This window comes from Leisingera caerulea DSM 24564, from assembly GCF_000473325.1.
GTDB lineage: Bacteria > Pseudomonadota > Alphaproteobacteria > Rhodobacterales > Rhodobacteraceae > Leisingera > Leisingera caerulea.
In genome coordinates this window covers 114105-130013 of record NZ_AXBI01000020.1, presented here as the reverse complement: position 1 = coordinate 130013, position 15909 = coordinate 114105, and the positions used below count along the sequence as shown (strand labels likewise).

General features: G+C 56.6%; 15 protein-coding genes. 1 reads left to right on the top strand and 14 read right to left on the bottom strand.

The annotated features are described in order from the left end of the window. Positions 1-118: 118 nt before the first annotated feature. Entirely contained in the window at positions 119-535 is a 417-nt protein-coding gene (locus CAER_RS0104020) for an RrF2 family transcriptional regulator (protein WP_027234190.1), read from the bottom strand. Positions 536-1101: 566 nt separating this feature from the next. On the opposite strand from CAER_RS0104020, the gene CAER_RS0104010 reads away from it, so the two are divergent. Then, positions 1102-2205 carry an HPP family protein gene (locus CAER_RS0104010; RefSeq protein ID WP_027234188.1) on the top strand — a complete coding sequence of 368 codons (1104 nt, stop codon included), beginning with the start codon at positions 1102-1104 and terminating at the stop codon, positions 2203-2205. Between the two features lie 893 nt (positions 2206-3098). Here the strand turns inward: CAER_RS0104010 and CAER_RS0104005 are convergent. The 13 genes from CAER_RS0104005 to CAER_RS30835 all read right to left on the bottom strand — a co-directional run bounded on the left by CAER_RS0104005 (position 3099) and on the right by CAER_RS30835 (position 15620). Next, positions 3099-3806 carry a 5-formyltetrahydrofolate cyclo-ligase gene (locus tag CAER_RS0104005; RefSeq protein ID WP_027234187.1) on the bottom strand — a complete coding sequence of 236 codons (708 nt, stop codon included), beginning with the start codon at positions 3804-3806 and terminating at the stop codon, positions 3099-3101. Positions 3807-3810: 4 nt separating this feature from the next. Then, positions 3811-4839, bottom strand: coding sequence for an NAD(P)H-dependent flavin oxidoreductase (locus tag CAER_RS0104000; RefSeq protein WP_036796869.1), 1029 nt, complete (start codon positions 4837-4839; stop codon positions 3811-3813). Further along, positions 4836-5243, bottom strand: a complete 408-nt coding sequence (locus CAER_RS0103995) for a DUF488 domain-containing protein (protein ID WP_051357685.1) — start codon at positions 5241-5243, stop codon at positions 4836-4838. Before CAER_RS0103995 ends, CAER_RS0104000 begins: the two co-directional genes overlap by 4 nt. Positions 5244-6076: 833 nt before the next feature. After that, positions 6077-7567 carry an NCS1 family nucleobase:cation symporter-1 gene (locus CAER_RS0103985; RefSeq protein WP_027234184.1) on the bottom strand — a complete coding sequence of 497 codons (1491 nt, stop codon included), beginning with the start codon at positions 7565-7567 and terminating at the stop codon, positions 6077-6079. A 44-nt stretch (positions 7568-7611) separates the two neighbouring features. Further along, positions 7612-7869 carry a hypothetical protein gene (locus CAER_RS0103980; RefSeq protein WP_027234183.1) on the bottom strand — a complete coding sequence of 86 codons (258 nt, stop codon included), beginning with the start codon at positions 7867-7869 and terminating at the stop codon, positions 7612-7614. Continuing rightward, positions 7866-9116, bottom strand: coding sequence for a Zn-dependent hydrolase (locus CAER_RS0103975; protein WP_027234182.1), 1251 nt, complete (start codon positions 9114-9116; stop codon positions 7866-7868). Before CAER_RS0103975 ends, CAER_RS0103980 begins: the two co-directional genes overlap by 4 nt. Positions 9117-9467: 351 nt before the next feature. After that, positions 9468-10823: a PepSY-associated TM helix domain-containing protein gene (locus tag CAER_RS0103965; RefSeq protein ID WP_027234181.1), complete on the bottom strand. Its 1356-nt coding sequence runs from the start codon at positions 10821-10823 to the stop codon at positions 9468-9470. A gap of 105 nt (positions 10824-10928) precedes the next feature. Beyond that, positions 10929-11948: a GTP cyclohydrolase FolE2 gene (folE2, locus tag CAER_RS27425; protein ID WP_084299403.1), complete on the bottom strand. Its 1020-nt coding sequence runs from the start codon at positions 11946-11948 to the stop codon at positions 10929-10931. 914 nt (positions 11949-12862) lie between these two features. Continuing rightward, positions 12863-13375 carry a nuclear transport factor 2 family protein gene (locus CAER_RS29545; RefSeq protein ID WP_154667647.1) on the bottom strand — a complete coding sequence of 171 codons (513 nt, stop codon included), beginning with the start codon at positions 13373-13375 and terminating at the stop codon, positions 12863-12865. Positions 13376-13613: 238 nt separating this feature from the next. Further along, positions 13614-14315, bottom strand: a complete 702-nt coding sequence (locus tag CAER_RS29135) for an RNA polymerase sigma factor (RefSeq protein WP_027234180.1) — start codon at positions 14313-14315, stop codon at positions 13614-13616. Further along, on the bottom strand, positions 14312-14842 hold the full coding sequence (locus tag CAER_RS0103950) for a plastocyanin/azurin family copper-binding protein (protein WP_027234179.1): 531 nt from the start codon (positions 14840-14842) through the stop codon (positions 14312-14314). Before CAER_RS0103950 ends, CAER_RS29135 begins: the two co-directional genes overlap by 4 nt. Continuing rightward, complete coding sequence (locus CAER_RS0103945) at positions 14839-15144, bottom strand: hypothetical protein (RefSeq protein ID WP_209320182.1); 306 nt, start codon at positions 15142-15144, stop codon at positions 14839-14841. The genes CAER_RS0103950 and CAER_RS0103945 overlap by 4 nt, the downstream gene beginning before the upstream one ends. A 281-nt stretch (positions 15145-15425) precedes the next feature. Beyond that, on the bottom strand, positions 15426-15620 hold the full coding sequence (locus tag CAER_RS30835) for a hypothetical protein (RefSeq protein WP_457911919.1): 195 nt from the start codon (positions 15618-15620) through the stop codon (positions 15426-15428). Positions 15621-15909: the final 289 nt, after the last annotated feature.

The window sequence follows — 15909 nt, the reverse complement described above, 5'->3', positions numbered from 1 at the left end:
CATCCGAAACCGTTCTCGCGACCACGGCTGCCTTTTTTACATGGTGGTCACGGCGCTTTTCGGAGAACAATTTTGCCCGACGACACGACGCGAGGATATACTTGCCCGTTTTGCGCCCTCACGCTGTGGTGCGAGCCGGTAGTGCGATATCCGCAAGTGTTGTTTGATTCAGGTCTTCCAAGAATGCTCTCTCAGCTCTACGCAACCGGGCTTTCAGACGGCAGCTGCCATCAATCGTGCAATCGCCTCCTCCGTCACCAAAACATTCGACCAGCGCCTGCCCTTGTTCAAGCAGCGCAACAATATCACCCAGGCGGATGTCTTCCGCGGGGATACGTAAATAGGCGCCGCCACCGGCCCCACGCCGGGTTTCGACAATTCCTGCCCGCGCCAGCCGCTGCATGATCTTCGTCAGGTGATTCCGAGAAAGGCGGAACTCCTCAGCCAGATCGGCCGTCGAGTACCCTTGCCCTGGCTGGCTCGCCATCCTCATCAGCATTCGAAGGCCATAGTCTGTGAAAGATGTAAGACGCATGCGGCTTTCCTTCGGTCTGAATAAGTATTTAGTGTACTAATTACGGTGCGCAGGCTCAATGGCAGAAGCAGGTCATCCCGGCTGATATACTCACATCATTCGCAAGTGATGTGTGCTCATAGTTGGATGTGGCCGCGGACCAATTTACGGAGCTTGCTGTGTTCGAATGCCAAAACGTTGACCGCACCCATCGGCGGACAGTGTTCGTTTACCGGCTCTGTTCCAACCTGAAGGTTTGGCCTCATCGCTCCCTTAACTACACGGAAATACCTCTCGCCGCGGGACATGACCTCTGTTAGCTTGGCGCTTCGCAAGCGCACGCGCCCCTTAAAATTGGCAAACAAGGATGAAACGCGGCTCAGCATATCTTCTGCACGTACGGATTTTCCGACAATCCAGTACGAGGGGAACAGCCGTCGGGGTGTTACGCCAGAAGAAGAACACCATCGCGCCAAGCTGTCGACTGCATCGGCTTTGCTACCTGATAAGATGTTTTAATTCTGCCTATTTTATGCGCAGGCTGCCGGCGTACGATTCATTTCTGAGCGATTAGAACGATGTGGCCAATGAAAAACCTCTTGCGCAACATGTCCCCGGCGCTGCCACCGGCTCAGATTCGAGAAACCCTGCGCGCCTCGGGCGGTGCCGTTGCTGGGCTATGCGCTTGCGCGATGTTTGCACTTGCCTGGCCGACGATCGCTGGTGTGCCAATCGCCCTTCTCGCCCCTTTGGGGGCTTCAGCAGTTCTGGTTTTTGCCGTTCCGAACTCACCTCTGGCTCAACCCTGGTCAGCCATCGGCGGCAATGCGGTTTCCGCCATGGCGGCGGTTGCGGTTTTGCAAACCGCACCGTTGGCCTGGGGGCCACCTCTCGCTGTCGCCGCCGCTATAACCGCTATGATGTTTGCGAGAGCACTACATCCCCCTGGAGGAGCTATAGCGCTGCTGGCCGCACTGGACCCGGCGCCAATTCTTGATGCGGGTTTCGCCTTCGCGCTTGCGCCGGTTAGTGTCTTGACAGCCGCCCTAGTAATGGCTGGTATCTTATACAACCGGATAACCGGCCGCAAATACCCGTTCCGCCAGTCCGTACAAGCACCCATACAGACTCAGGAGATCCGCTTGGGACTGAGCAATGATGAGCTGGAAGAATTGCTGCAGCGCTTCCGCCAAGCGACCAACATTGGTGTTGCGGACCTCGCACGCCTGTTGGCTGCTGCTGAAGAGGAAGCGGCACAGCATCGGTTTGAAGGTGTGACGTGCGGCAGCATTATGACGCAGAACTTGATTACCGTCCTCCCTGATACACCTGTGACGCAAGTTGCAAAATTGTTCCGCGACCATTCCATCAAGTGCCTCCCTGTTGTGGACGCCAAAGGGATATTCGTTGGCCTCATTCTGCAAAATGATCTGATAGATGCGCTGATGCGGGATGCCGGCCGCAAGTTCCACCCTGCACGCGCAGCCAAATTGATGGCAAAGAATGTGATGCTCCCTCCAGTAGGCACGGTCCCTCATGACCTTCCAGTTGGGGCTCTCCTGAACCGGCTCGCCGCACAGGGGGTGCAAACCGTGCCTATAACCAATGAAGGCCGCCTAGTGGGCATTCTCACCCGCTCCGACATTATCGGCCTGCTTTTGCAAGGAGCGCAAAACCGTGTCGCTGTGTGAAGTTGAAGCCAAGTCGTCTATAGCAGAATAGGCGGCCCTGTCCGAACTTGATTACTTGAGAGTGACTTCCGCCGCTGATCATCGCTTTTTTCTTCACTTCGTGGACAGCCTATTCTCGTGAGGACCTCGATCCAATTAGAGGAAAGAAATCAAAGTCCCTGAGCTGGCCCGTATTCCCTGCATACTTCAATGTCCGCAATTTGGCACAATAATCACCAGATATAGCCTCAGTATTCGACAAGCCGTTCTCTGTCGTGAATTCTTCAAGCATTGACATGCAATTATTCAGGAAGAAAGTCAGCTCGGCAGCTGACGAGGCCTTGCTATTTCCGCGCTTCGCAGCGTTATCAGGCTCCCCCTTTGTCAGAACAAAGACAAGAGCAGCGGTTGCCACTACGAGCGTCAATGTCCCGAACGGGGTCTCAATGACTTTACAGGCCAGTGTCCAAGTTTTCCGTAACCCTAGCATCGCGCCCTCCGCAAATCAAAAAATGGTGGCATCAGGGCTTCAAATGATCCTGCGGTTTTCTGGCGCCTGCGTGTCCACATTCTCACCGGGGAAACGAAAAGCATTTGCGCCCCAGACCGATGCCTAAGGGCTTCAGATTTTAGGCTCGGCAGCCAATAAATAGTCAACGTGCCCCTGAACCGAGTTAAAGAATGAGCGGAGCGCAATCCTTGCAGTAGGGAAACCTTTTTGGTTCCACACAGACTTAGTTTCAGTCTGTGCAATGTATGGCTGATAGCGCTAGTCAATGATACGATTTTCCGAACGACAGTATTTCCGCAACGGCGAGGTGTCCGCTGTTCCGAGGAGCAGGAAAATAAGAGCCAGAGCCCGAATTTCAGAAATGCGGATCTTCGCCAGATGCACATCTGTGCTACGAAGCTGCTCATGCTGCTGCGTGGTCAGACCGGATCCCGGCCTCGGTCAAAACAAGATCAAGGGTGATGTCATGGGGTTGGGGGTAAATGGTCGCTATTTGCGCAGACTCGAAACCGATACCGATTACAAAGGGCTTCGGAGAGAGTGAAGCCAGCGTCCGGTCGAAATATCCCCCTCCATACCCGAGGCGATAGCGCTCCGCGGTCCAGCCGACGAGGGGGGCAAGCGCAATTTCGGGTGTGGCTACGGGTGAGTCCGGTGGTGGGACGGGAATGTTCCAATCGCCGCGTACCATGCGCGTTTCAGGAGACCAGCGGCGGAACGTGAGCGGGGCCGCCCTGGTTTCGACCAGCGGCAGGGAGACGGTCACACCTGCCTCGTGAAGCTCGGCCATTAACGGGCGCAGGTCGGGTTCGCCCTTTATCGGCCAATAGGCGGAAAAGGCCATTCCCTGCGCTCCGCCAAAGCGATCTTTCAACACCTGTCGTAAATGCCCGGATAGCGCTTCACTGATTTCCTTGTGTTCCACCACAGGAAGCGCTAGACGCGCATTTCGCAAGCGGATGCGTTCGGCCTTGCGCCAGCGGGCAACATCGCGCACCTGTTCGGGATCGACGGCCAGAGGATCAAAATAGTCAGGTGTGATTTCGGCGGCATAGCATGGTGGTGAGGAAAAGCCGCTTTGGCAGCGGAAGTTCTTGAATCTGTTGTTCATGAAATCACCTTGAATTCTTTCCGAATTGTGGCTTCAGGATTTGCCGGGCCTGCGCAACCATATTGGCCAGACGGGTGGAGGCCGGTGAGATATCGTTGATGGCACCCGCACCCTGACCTGCATAGAGCGCCATCGCCTCAAGGTCGCCGGTCGTGGTCCGTAGAGGTGAATCCGTGCTGAACCGCAGGCGCAGCTGATTGCCGTCGAAGGCAATGGGCGTTCGCGGCAAATTGTCAGGATCGTGGCCCAGGTAATGACCGTCCAACCCGTCGGTTACGCTGTTGGCGATCACCCGCACCGCCGCGCCTTTCGGCCAATTCAGAACGAAGACATCTGTCAACACAGTGTCATCGCCCGTGGCCTCCAATATGCGGGTCTTGTGATACGGGTGGGCGAAGGATTCTTCGGTCGACAGAAAGGCCGTTCCGCATTGAACGCCATCGGCTCCGATTGCCAGTGCGGCAGCGAGCCCCTGGCCCGTAGTGATCCCACCCGAGACGACGACTGGCAGTTCGGTCTGTGCAAGGATCTGCTGGGCCAATCCGAAGGCCGAGTGCCGCCCGTGGACATGGCCGCCCGCCTCGACGCCCTGCGCGATGATGACATCCGCCCCGGCATCTTCAGCGTTCCGCGCTGCCTTGACCGTGCCGACCTGGTGCAGGACAAGGCAACCCGCACGTTTGACGCGGCTCACCACGTCCGGCATCACGTCCCAAAAGAAGCTGAAAGCCGAAACGCCAAGATTGAGGCAGCAGGCGATCTGGGCGTCGAGCAGCGCCGGGGTCGTCGCCGCCGGGATCAAATTAACAGCAAAGGGCCGATCGGTGGCTGCCCTCAGCGCGGTAACCTCAGCGGCAATCAGGGCAGGGTCTTCGCGCACCATGCCCAGAATCCCGTATCCGCCCGCGTTGGCCACTGTGGCGGCCAGTTCCCAACGGGAAACGCCCCCCATACCGGCCAGCAGCACGGGTTTGTCGCATCCCAGCAGGTCACAAAGTGGTGTGTGTAGCGGGTCTCCTCGCTGTTCCGTCATCTCTGGTCCTCCCGTCGCAGCCATCGGCGCAGGTAATCGCGCAAAACGATGGCGTTGTTTTCCGCCTCGTTCTTCGAAGCATAAAGCAGCGTAACAACGCCATCGCATGCATATCTGGCAAGGTTACGGACCAGATTTTCATGAACACCCAGTTCCACCTGATACCGCGTGCAGAACGTCTGCCACTGTTCGGGGTGGTCGTGGAACCAGAGACGCAACTCATTGCTTGGTGCGATCTCTTTGCACCAGAGTGACAGCCGGGCACGGTCCTTCGCCACACCGCGGGGCCAGACCCGGTCAACCAGTATCCGCTTGCCGTCCGACACACGTGCCGCGCGATAGACCCGTTTGATTCGGATCCGCGCGGCGAGGTCTTCGGGAACTGTCTGTCTTGCCGGCTGCATCAGTTGCTCCTCATTTCAGCAGCGGCCAATACCGCCTCTATTACCTTTTCAACTGAGGTGTCCTGGCGCCATGACGCCTGCCTGACATGGATGGTCTCCACCTTTTTTGACAGTCCTGCCGTTCGGGTCATTGGGGGCAGTGGCTCACAGGTCAACCAGCTTCGAAGTAGCCATTGAGATCGGGGAGATCTTGCGGGGGAATTCGGTTTCGTCATGTCATTGTCCTTTGAGCAGAGCACGGTCGGACAGAGTGTTTCGGCTCACGTGGTTGCGGTCGATAATCAGGACGACTGAGGACCAGCAGGAGTTCACCGTCCAATGCGGATTTCAGTCCGAGATCCGAGGGGACAAATTTGGAGCAAACACTGCAACCGCGCGAACATTTTCGAACAAGCTTTGCACCAGCCTGTTAAGCAATTCCACGGTCACTTTCGCTTGGGTCGCGACTTCTGCGGTCAAGTTCGTACCGAGGAACATCGTTAACATTCGAAGCGGCTGTCATGGCAGCCACAAGGATTTGCACTCCGGAATCATGCTACACTTCATAAATAGGTATTTCAATTGCCAATTTAAGAATTGTATGAAATCGAGCCCTACCACCTCTACCGATTTTGGCGATGAAACAATTTTTGAGACTTGGAGCACAACTCCAGTAAATGCGGGTTAGCTAGCCGGCATGCGGTCGTCGAGTCTCTTGAACAACTCCTTCATCAAGGAGCTTGCATGAGCCAAGGTTTGTCTTGGCGAAGTGGGCAATCCAATAGGCTTTGGGCATGTGTGCTCCGCTGGTCTGAAAGGGAGACCGGGGCGGCCAGTGCCGCCCCGGCCGACAGCTACTTGTTGAGGATCTTCGACAGCACCAGATAGGCGGCGCCGGCCACGAAGAGGCCCACGAACCAGGCATATGTGTAGATCGTGGCAAAGAAGTCCGAGGTGCCCGCGGAAAGGCCGACACCGGCAAGGAAGCCCGGCAGGTTCGGCAGGATGCCGATCACCAGCGCCCAGACACCGGCCCAGTTGGTGCCGTTCCTGCCGGAATAGATGCCGTGCAGCTTGAACAGGTCAGCGACTTCCAGCTTAGTCTTGCGCAGCAGGTAGTAGTCCGCCAGCATCACGCCCGCGATCGGGCCCAGGAGCGCCGAATAGGCGATCAGCCAGCCGACGATGTGGTTGACCAGCACCCAGGGGAACATGGCGATGCCGATGCCCGCGGTGATGTAACCGCCGCGCTTGAGGTTGATCTTGCTGGGCGCGAGATTGGCAAAGCCGTGCGCAGGCGCCACCACATTGGCGGCGAGGTTGGTGGTCAGCGTTGCCACGATCAGCGCGAACAGCGCGATGATCACCGACAGGCCACCCATCTTCTCGGAGAGCTGGATCGGATCCCAGATCGCTTCGCCGAAAATCACCACGGTGGCCGAGGTCACGGCGGAAGCGATGAAGGCAAACAGCGCCATCGGGATCGGCAGGCCGACCATCTGGCCGAGCAGCTGATCCTTCTGGCTTTTGGCGTGGCGGGTGAAGTCGGGGATGTTCAGCGCCAGCGTCGCCCAATAGCCAATCATGCCGGTCAGGCTGGGCCAGAACACCACCCAGAACTGGCCTTCCTTGGGCTGGCCGGGGTCAAAGGCGCTGGGGGTAGACAGCATCTCGCCGAAGCCGCCGGCGTTGACATAGGCCCAACCCAAGAGCGCCAGACCCATCGCCAGCAGGAACGGGGCCGCATAGGTTTCCAGCCAGCGGATCGACTCGGTGCCGTTGGCGATGAAGTAGAGATGCAGCCCCCAGAAGGCGAGGAAACAAATGAACTCACCCGCGTTGATGCCGAGGACAGCTAGCGGCTCACCCGCCAGCGCGCCGCCGGTGAGTGTATTGAGGATCACGAAGATCGCCGAGCCGCCGACCCAGGTCTGGATGCCGAACCAGCCGCAGGCGACGATGCCGCGCGCGACGGCGGGGATCTTGGCGCCGGTGGGGCCGAAGGAGGAGCGCAAGAGCACCGGGAAGGGGATGCCGTATTTGGTGCCCGCGTGGCCGACCAGCACCATCGGGATCAGCACGATGGCGTTGGCGGCCAGGATGGTCAGCACCGCCTGATCCCAGCTCATGCCAGAGCCGATCAGATAGGATGCCAATAGGTAGGTCGGAATGCAGACCACCATGCCGACCCAAAGCGCGGCAATCGCCAGCCAGTCCCAGGTCCGCTGTTCTGCGGTGGTGGGCAGCTGGTCCTCGTTGTACAGCTCCGGGTCGATCCCGGTCAGATCAATCTGCTGCGCCGACTGGGCGCCGGGCCCGGTATATCCGGTGATTATATAAGCCATTTCCAGTTTCCTCCCTGTCTTTGACTTGCTGCCGCCCCATCCTCCTAAGGGCAGCGGATGTGAAAGCCTCCGGCTTTTGCCGGGGGTTTGTTCAGACGTAGGCCGGCAGTTTTTTTAGCCGAGCGCACGACCTGCCGCGGCGCGGTGGTCTTTTTTGACTTGGACAGCGCCTTGGCGCCGTTCAAATTGATATCCATCTGCACGATCTTGCTGTCATCGATGGCGACGGCGGAGGCGGAGCTGCGGTTAGCAGCGGCGTCGGTTTCGCCCTCGATCTCGGTTCTGGTCGTTATTGTTTTCACTCCACGATTTCTGCCGTTTCCAGAACGGCATGCAGCAGTACATCGGTTCCCGCCATAGCCCACCTAAGGGTGATTTCCTCGTCTTCATTGTGGCTGAGACCGTCGACGCAGGGGCACATCACCATGGCGGTCGGGGTTACCTTGTTGATCCAGCAGGCATCGTGGCCCGCGCCGGAGATGATGTTACGGTGCGAATAGCCGAGCTTCTCTGCCGCGCGGCGCACGGCAGCGACGCAGCCCTCATCAAAGGTGACGGGGTCGAAATGGCCGACCTGTTCGATCTCGAGAGCCAGCTCCAGTTCTTCGGCGATCTTGGCGGCGCCTTCGCGCAGGCGCCGTTCCATATCGGTTTGGGTGTCAAAGCTGGGGGAGCGGAAGTCGATGGTGAAGACCACCTTGCCCGGCACGATGTTGCGGCTGTTGGGGTAGTAATCGCAGTGGCCCACGGCACCGACGGCGTCAGGCAGGTGGCTCATGGCGATCTCATGCACCAGATCGGTGATCCGCGCAGCCCCCAGGCCTGCGTTGCGGCGCATCGGCATCGGGGTGGAGCCGGTGTGGGCATCCTGCCCTGTCAGCGTCACCTGAAGCCAGTTCAGGCCCTGGCCGTGGGTGACCACGCCGATGTCCTTGCCCTCGGCCTCCAGGATCGGACCCTGCTCGATATGCAGCTCGAACATCGCGTGCATCTTGCGGTTGCCTACGGGTTCGTCGCCGACATAGCCGATGCGCGCCAGTTCCGCGCCGAATGTCTTGCCCTCTGCATCTTCGCGGGCGTAGGCCCACTCTTGGGTATGCACACCGGCAAAGACGCCGGAGGACAGCATTGCGGGCGCAAACCGCGTGCCTTCCTCGTTGGTCCAGTTCACCACCACGATGGGGCGGCGCGGGGTGATCCCCTGATCGCGGATCGAGCGCACGACCTCGAGGCCCGCCAGCACGCCCAGCACCCCGTCGTACTTTCCGCCTGTGGGCTGGGTATCCAGATGGCTGCCCATCATCACCGGATCCAGATCCGGCTCGGCGCCTTCCAGGCGGGCAAACATGTTGCCCATGCTGTCGACGCCCACCGTCATCCCGGCCTCTTCGCACCAGCGCTTGAACAGGTCGCGGCCTTCCTTGTCGGCGTCGGTCAGCGTCTGGCGGTTGCAGCCGCCGCGCAGACCGGGGCCCTTCAACGCCATCTCCATCAGCGTACCCCACAGGCGGCTGCCGTTGATGCGGGCATTGCTTTGCACGTCTTTCATGTCTTTCTACCTGTTTGGCCTTGCCCCGCGCGCCCAAGATCGCAACGCAGGGGCAGGTCTTTACGCGTTGAATGATTCCATGAGGATGCTGTGCAGCTCGTCGATTTCCTGTCTCCCGATGGTCACCACACGAGACACGGCCATGCTGTTGCCAGTGGCGTGTTATTACAGCCCTTTCCCGAAAGGTCTTTGTGAAAACCTTCCGTCGACCATACTGCTTGAATAGTCCCAATGAGCTTAGTGGCACTTCTTCTGGCCGATGCGTGCTACCATGAATTCCAAAGGAGCGTCTCCAAAACCTGGATTGGGAATCTCCATGCCTGAGAAGAGTTGACCCAACGTGCGCTTTGTTCAGCGTGCCCTTTGCGGGCGGCGGCTCGACAGGTAAATCGCCCATTCAACGCCTGCCATCGCCAGCATAGACAGCCCCACGAGCGGAAAGAAGATTCCTAGGGCAATGGCGACTAGTAGCAGATTGCGCGGAATGCTCCAATCAGCTGGCACCTGAGGCAGGCCAAGTGTGCCGGCAGGACGACGTTTCCACCACATTGCCGCACCTGAGATGCATAGCATGACCATCGCCACGCAGGCCGACAGCAGAACTATCTGGTTAACCAGACCAAATTCCTGCCCCATGTGAACACTTATCCCCCATTCCGACCAGCGCCCCAGCGTCCCGAGATCCGCCAGACCAGCGTCATATAGAACCTCGCCTGAGTACTGATCCAGATGGATTACCCGTTCGAAGTCGATGTCGTCGGGGTAGACGGACGCGGTGAATACTCCAGTCCGCCCGGCGGGTAGGCTTACGGTATAGCCTGGGGCGATGCCCATTGCCTCCACCGTGGTCGCCACGGCATCAAGTGTCCTGGGTAAGCCCGTCTCGGCGCCCGATAGCGGGAGCGGTTGATTTTGCATAATCCAGGGTGCGTGATCGACAGCATCCGACATAGGCTGTGATGAGACAGGTAAATCCGACCAGTAGCCATCAGGTATGCCAAGCCCGAAGGAATAAGCATAGTCGTAAAACTTTCCGCCCCAAACCGAAGACCAGGGCAACCCGGTCATGGCCATGAAAACAATAACGGCGCCGGCATAGAGTCCGGTCACCGCGTGCATGTCGCGCCACCATGGTCGGCCCTGCTTTGCCTTTATCGAGAAGGTGCCGACCTTTCGGCCGCGCGGCCACCACAGGTAAATTCCCGTAATCACCAGTACCACCATCCAGCCCGCCGCGGCCTCGATTACCCGGTTGCCAAACCAGCCAACATATTCCAATGAATGAAGCTTGCGCACCACATACATTGCGGGGCTGCCTGCGGGTCCTCCATCCCAAAGGCTTCCCAGCACGGTGCCGCTGTAGGGGTCGACGTACACCGTATCTTTCAACCCATCTACACCAAGTATATCTACCTCGGCGCTGCGGTCCTTGGCTGAGGGTGCGGTGTAGGCCTTCAACTCGCCAGGGTGGGAGGCGATCGCAGCCTTGGTGATCTGCGAGGGCGTCAGTGTGATAGACTCGGCCGGCTCGACAAACCGTAGATTCCTATGGGCGGTGTCGTTAATTTCATCCTTGAATAGGTAAATGGCGCCAGTTACGGCCAAAAGTAGGATGAAGGGAAGAACCACAAGGCCGGCAATGAAATGCCAGCGCCAGATTGCGCGGTAGAGCGCAGAGTTGCTCCTGCCTTGGATGTCATTTAACATATTCCGTTTCCATTTATAGTCTCGGAAGGGGGATACTCAGAGCATTCCGGAACAGCTCTGAGCTTAAATTCTCTCTTGGACACATCGCTAAGTGTTCGATGCCATCTAAGAAGGGTGTGACAACGTTCCGAACAACTGAGGATCAAGGCTTGCCGAGACAAAGCTCTCTCCTGCAGTAAGAACGCTTACCGCATCATGGCTGTGCAGGCTTTCCTGGTGGCTTGCAATGATACGAAAATCTCCAATCCTTGAATCATTTTGAAACTGTTCGCAGAAGAGCCGCGCCGCATCCTCAACGAAAATCGGATTAGCGGCGTTGAGCTCGGCAAAAGCTTGTTCGTCTTCACGCTTAACCATGGCCTGAGTTTCAGTCGGCACGGCAATGCGGGCCATGTCGATTAGATCCTCAATCCACAAGCGCTCGCTGCCGACCACTTCGACAGATAGCCTGGCAACTGAGCGTTGCGAATGCGGTGTCGCCAATTGTCCGCGCACCCGCCGCGCATGCTCACTCAGTTCCAATGAACATGGACACGTCGAGGAATAGACATAGTCGAGATGCACAAATCTTTGACGCCTTGTTTGCAATTCTGCCAATTCCATAGCGATCTCATAATATTGGTAACCTTCCAGCCCGGATCTTAAAGACGGCATCCTGAGCGGATAGGAGAACCGAAGCTGCAGCCTCGCGTCCCCGGTCTCCAGGTCGAATAGATAGTCGTCCAGCACCGCACCCATTGTGTCAAAGTCGAAGAGCCTATCTGCATGTTGGTAGAAACTGCGCATGATGCGGGACATATTGATGCCCTTTTTGCAGGCCTCCAGACTTACGGTTCCGCTTACCGAGACCGGCAAGGTCACCTCGGACTTGTCTCGGCACTTGAAACGCAGCGGCAGGCGAAAATTGGAAATGCCCACATGCTGCAGCTTGCGGCGCGCACCACTGATTAAGGCGGCTGGGCCGTTCTGTAGATCAGGCATTGAAGCTAGATAGGTCGCATCCGGGCGAAATTTCTTTGGGTAATCTCGATTGAGCAAAGGATATTCCTGTCCTTCGGCTTTGATGTCGACCACTTCGCTTGAGTCCTCATAGAGCACAGGCGAAAAACAATGAAGTGCTACCATTTCAAAGCACCTCGCAAGCCTTTGATGCGTCAATGACGCTTCCGATCATTGGGCCGCAACTTGTTCCACCAAAATTGGATATAACCTCGGGTCTGTCCCAGTGCTTCTTTTCTAACTCGCCCCTCAACGGGGTCTGTCCGCAAGAGTGCTGGGGTTTCATACGATGAAGCACTTCTTGCAGCCCCTCGTTCCGGCCATCGCGGATTTCAGTTTTTCTGTCACCTTCTGGGTTCGTGATAGCCAGTTTGCATCGGTTATTGCGAGCGGCCGACATACGCACTTGTCGCACGGTCAATTCCAAATTCCTTCTTGCTGCTTCATCAGGTGAGCTTCGTTGACACCTAGCCATTAGGTGCAAAAATGGGCAAAAGGTTCCCAAAAATCGCCCCTGTGTCTGATTTGAAGTGTCTTTGCAGTCATTCTGGAGAGCCATGGCGTCTCCCAGGATCTGAATTCATAGCCAGTGAATGAGTAAAGCTGAAGGGGTAATGGCTGACAGGAAGACTCTTGGCACCGGCCGTGGAATGCGTATTTGCTGACCCGCCCGGCGGTGCTAAACAGGCTGTGCGGGCGGACTGGGTTTCCGCAAATCGCGTAAAATTTCTGTTCATTCCGCCGTTGGCCGACCGATCTGTCGCCCACGCCCTTATTCTCGATGGGCCTTCAGGTAATTGGCGTCGATCGTTGGGGTGTTTCTGGACTGTGACAGAAGGCCAACCCAACCGTCATTTGGGCGAATGAAGTCTTTTCGCCAGTGCTTCCACAGTAAAAGAAGACAGCTCCGCGGCCAGTATGCAGCATGCGGTCCCGGACTGTCCAAGCCATTTTGACCGGCAAAAGTAATCCCGTTCAAGACGCGTCGGTCATCGACGCGATGCTTGTCCAATCCGCCTGGCCGCAATTTGACCTAGTTTTCAGGTGCGCCCTCCTGCCCAGCCTTTCCACATAAGATTTGCACCGGTCGTCAATATTGGCAGGCAGTCTCTCGGGATTTGACCCAACTGCTCAAAAAGTGACAGATAATCTGTGCTAGAGTGCCATTCTACAATTTGCTGGTTTTTCACTCTCGCGATTAGTTGCCCCCGGATAAGCAAGGGGAGTTCTGATCCTTTAGAAGTAGCCTCAATAATGGTTGTCGCAGCAACCCATTCCTCGATATCTATTTTGATATTTATTGATACTTTTGGTTTCACTTCGAACAGTGACATGAGGACATCCGCAGCTTCAAGAAGCTCACTTCTTGAATTAACCAAGTCACCAATAGCTCCCCCGAATACTGCGTCTGGAGAAAAGTACCTACGCAAAGCTTTTCTATTGTTATTTTCGAACACATCTCTATAAAATGCACGCACAATGCCAGACGCCTTCTTCTGATCGCAAAGCGGCATTTGAATGATCGTGTTATTGTTGAAGTCACTTTCGTGCATTTTCCAGCCCTTCTATTGCTACCCAAGACTACCGCCGCAGATGAATAATTAAAGAAAGAAATCTTGAGGAAGACTCTGAAAGTAGCCTTCAATATTAAAGGCTGAGCTATTCATTGCTGATATTATCCGCTAATGCTTCCTATTCAAATACAAGCTTCAGGGTGTGCAGCTTGTTGTGGGTTCACTTTGAGAAGCCAGCTGATATCTGTAATTCATGAACAGTTTCTTCGACAGGCCCCTATATGAATTTATTTTCCCGCAGACTAAGAATGACCCTGTCGGCCATTCTCGCGCATCTCTGCCCGTCGAACGGAAAGATTGCGTCAAATCCGCCCGAGACGCTGTTTTCCAAGGCTGAGCGCAGACGGCGTCGCGCTCTAAACAACCTCGTCTTGACGGTTACTTTATTGAGCTCAAGCTCATCTGATATTTCAGATATAGTCATGCCCTCCACTTCTCGCAGGAGGAATGGTAGGCGCAACTCCGATGGCAGGCAGGCTACGGAGTTCTCCAGAAGTCCACGGAGCTGCGCCCTACCGAGAGCTGCTTCCGGCAGTTCAGACTGGTTCGGAAACAGCTCCAATACTTGGGGGGTATTGGTTTCGCTCACGGTATCATACTCCTCAGCAGATCGGTCACGACGGCAATGCGTTCGCGCAGCGTTTAATGCGATGCGGGTAACCCAAGTGGAAAACCGAGACTGACCGCGAAAACTTTCAATCTTTGAAAATGCAGCGAGGTAGGTTTCCTGCACAATTTCTTCAGCTTCAGCATCTGAAGAAACAATCCCCCGGGCAACCCGGAACAGCCTTGGGTTCAGCCGCCGAATAAGCTCTCTTATAGCATGTTCACTACCGTGACGTGCAGCCAGAACAAGTTCGGCTTCTGGAGTGACAGAACCTATGGCTTCTTTTGTATAGCGGTGGTGTCGGAGCGTCATTGTGTTCCCTCCACGCGTACGTTCCCCAGATTGAGGATGGTCTCTACTTTTGGAAAGGCGGCTAGCACCTCTGCCGAAATGTCACTTGCTTCGTCTGCTACTCCAGACCACTTAGCGTCATTCGGTGAACCTACGACAATACGCCCCACCATAGCCGCCATTTCATGCGGGATACAGTAGTAGTCATAGACGCCTGGCACATCGAGAGTTACATCGAAACTATCCCCTGGAAGCAAGAAATCGCTGTCCCAAGGTTGAGCTAATGCCGGAATACGCCTCTCCCTCCCGAACAGGTCCGGATGATACGCCGTGGCGGTATGGCTGTTTCCGGGGTCCTTGTTGATAAAGCGAACCGTTGTGCCCGGGGAAACTGACAATCCGATTGGATCGAACCATATTTTCTCACCGCGTGCCGTTCCACGCATCTCTACCGTTACGACTTGCTTGGCCAGCAAAAGGCCGGGTGACCCGAGGGCGGCAACTATGCCGCCTCCGAGCCAAATGACATTGCGTCTTTTGAAAGTCATTCTGCCAGCCGCTCCTTGGCTCCGTCATCATGAAAGAGAGCAATATGCGCGTGCGGCTTTTCGACACCGGGATGGCCGGCGTTGTAGTAGATGTCGACTGATTTCACCGCTTCGGAACCTAGGCCAAGATTGTCGAAAGAGGTGCCGTTTTGGAGATCCTCCAACGGGGTCATGTAAATAGTTGCGGACAACTTTCCATCATGGTCATAAGCTAGGAATGGACCCGCGGGCAGCGTTTGAGGGTTCACGAACAATGTTCCCATTCCTGGCAGAAACTCAGGCAAGGGCAGAACGTCGCTCACTTGCACATAAGGATCTCCAGGAGGGGATTGGTGCAGCGTCGTTGCGTCTTCGGCATACGAAGCAGTGCCCAAGGCAACCATCAGACTTGAGATTGTCAGCGTGTTCCTAAACATGGGTAGTCCTTTTCTTAGTAATGAGAGGCGCCTTCTTGGTCACCTGCCTGTTAGATGCCGGTCAGCCCAAAAGGTTCCCACGGTTTTTACTTTTTGATTTTGGACTCTCTTGGGCGGGCGGTTTGGACTTCGATCGGCAATTTGCCCTAGTCAGCCCCGGGAGCGTGTCAAAGGCGGCATAAAATCCGGCCACGGAGCGGAGCAAAAGTCGGCAAGTCTGGGAATGACCGCTGTGTACTCAGGTCGTGAAGTCCCCCCACTTGAAGGAGGGGGCTTCCCGTATCGACGTGACTGCAGTACCCGCAAGTGCGCGATGTGTTCCGCAGATCCACCTCGACGAGGCGGCCCCCGGCCCAGGACAGTTTGTAGGAAACCTAGTGGCGCCTCTCGCCCCAGCCTTTGTCGAGGATCGATCGGATTGAACCGGACTTGGCTGCAACATTGCGCTCAGGGTCCTCGACGGTTCCGCGAGCTTAGGCCGTCATGGCCTTTACGCGCGTTCTTTGGCGCGGGGCCTTCTAGTCGCCGTCCTACTGTGTCGTTTCCTGCGGCGATGCGCCGCTCGATGTCATCAAAGAGTATGTCGAGAACCAGAACATGCCCGATCGCGACTTCCACGGCGCCGCCAAGCGCGCGAGGCGCAGGGAAAAG

What these genes read in the sequence shown, in the direction of transcription:
- CAER_RS0103985 (WP_027234184.1), bottom strand. Translation starts at nt 7,567, where the DNA reads ATGGCTTATATAATCACCGGATATACCGGGCCCGGCGCCCAGTCGGCG.
- folE2 (WP_084299403.1), bottom strand. Translation starts at nt 11,948, where the DNA reads ATGGTAGCACTTCATTGTTTTTCGCCTGTGCTCTATGAGGACTCAAGC.
- CAER_RS0104010 (WP_027234188.1), top strand. Translation starts at nt 1,102, where the DNA reads ATGAAAAACCTCTTGCGCAACATGTCCCCGGCGCTGCCACCGGCTCAG.
- CAER_RS29135 (WP_027234180.1), bottom strand. Translation starts at nt 14,315, where the DNA reads ATGACGCTCCGACACCACCGCTATACAAAAGAAGCCATAGGTTCTGTC.
- CAER_RS0104000 (WP_036796869.1), bottom strand. Translation starts at nt 4,839, where the DNA reads ATGACGGAACAGCGAGGAGACCCGCTACACACACCACTTTGTGACCTG.
- CAER_RS0104005 (WP_027234187.1), bottom strand. Translation starts at nt 3,806, where the DNA reads ATGAACAACAGATTCAAGAACTTCCGCTGCCAAAGCGGCTTTTCCTCA.
- CAER_RS0103950 (WP_027234179.1), bottom strand. Translation starts at nt 14,842, where the DNA reads ATGACTTTCAAAAGACGCAATGTCATTTGGCTCGGAGGCGGCATAGTT.
- CAER_RS29545 (WP_154667647.1), bottom strand. Translation starts at nt 13,375, where the DNA reads ATGCACGAAAGTGACTTCAACAATAACACGATCATTCAAATGCCGCTT.
- CAER_RS0103965 (WP_027234181.1), bottom strand. Translation starts at nt 10,823, where the DNA reads ATGTTAAATGACATCCAAGGCAGGAGCAACTCTGCGCTCTACCGCGCA.
- CAER_RS0103975 (WP_027234182.1), bottom strand. Translation starts at nt 9,116, where the DNA reads ATGAAAGACGTGCAAAGCAATGCCCGCATCAACGGCAGCCGCCTGTGG.
- CAER_RS0104020 (WP_027234190.1), bottom strand. Translation starts at nt 535, where the DNA reads ATGCGTCTTACATCTTTCACAGACTATGGCCTTCGAATGCTGATGAGG.
- CAER_RS0103995 (WP_051357685.1), bottom strand. Translation starts at nt 5,243, where the DNA reads ATGCAGCCGGCAAGACAGACAGTTCCCGAAGACCTCGCCGCGCGGATC.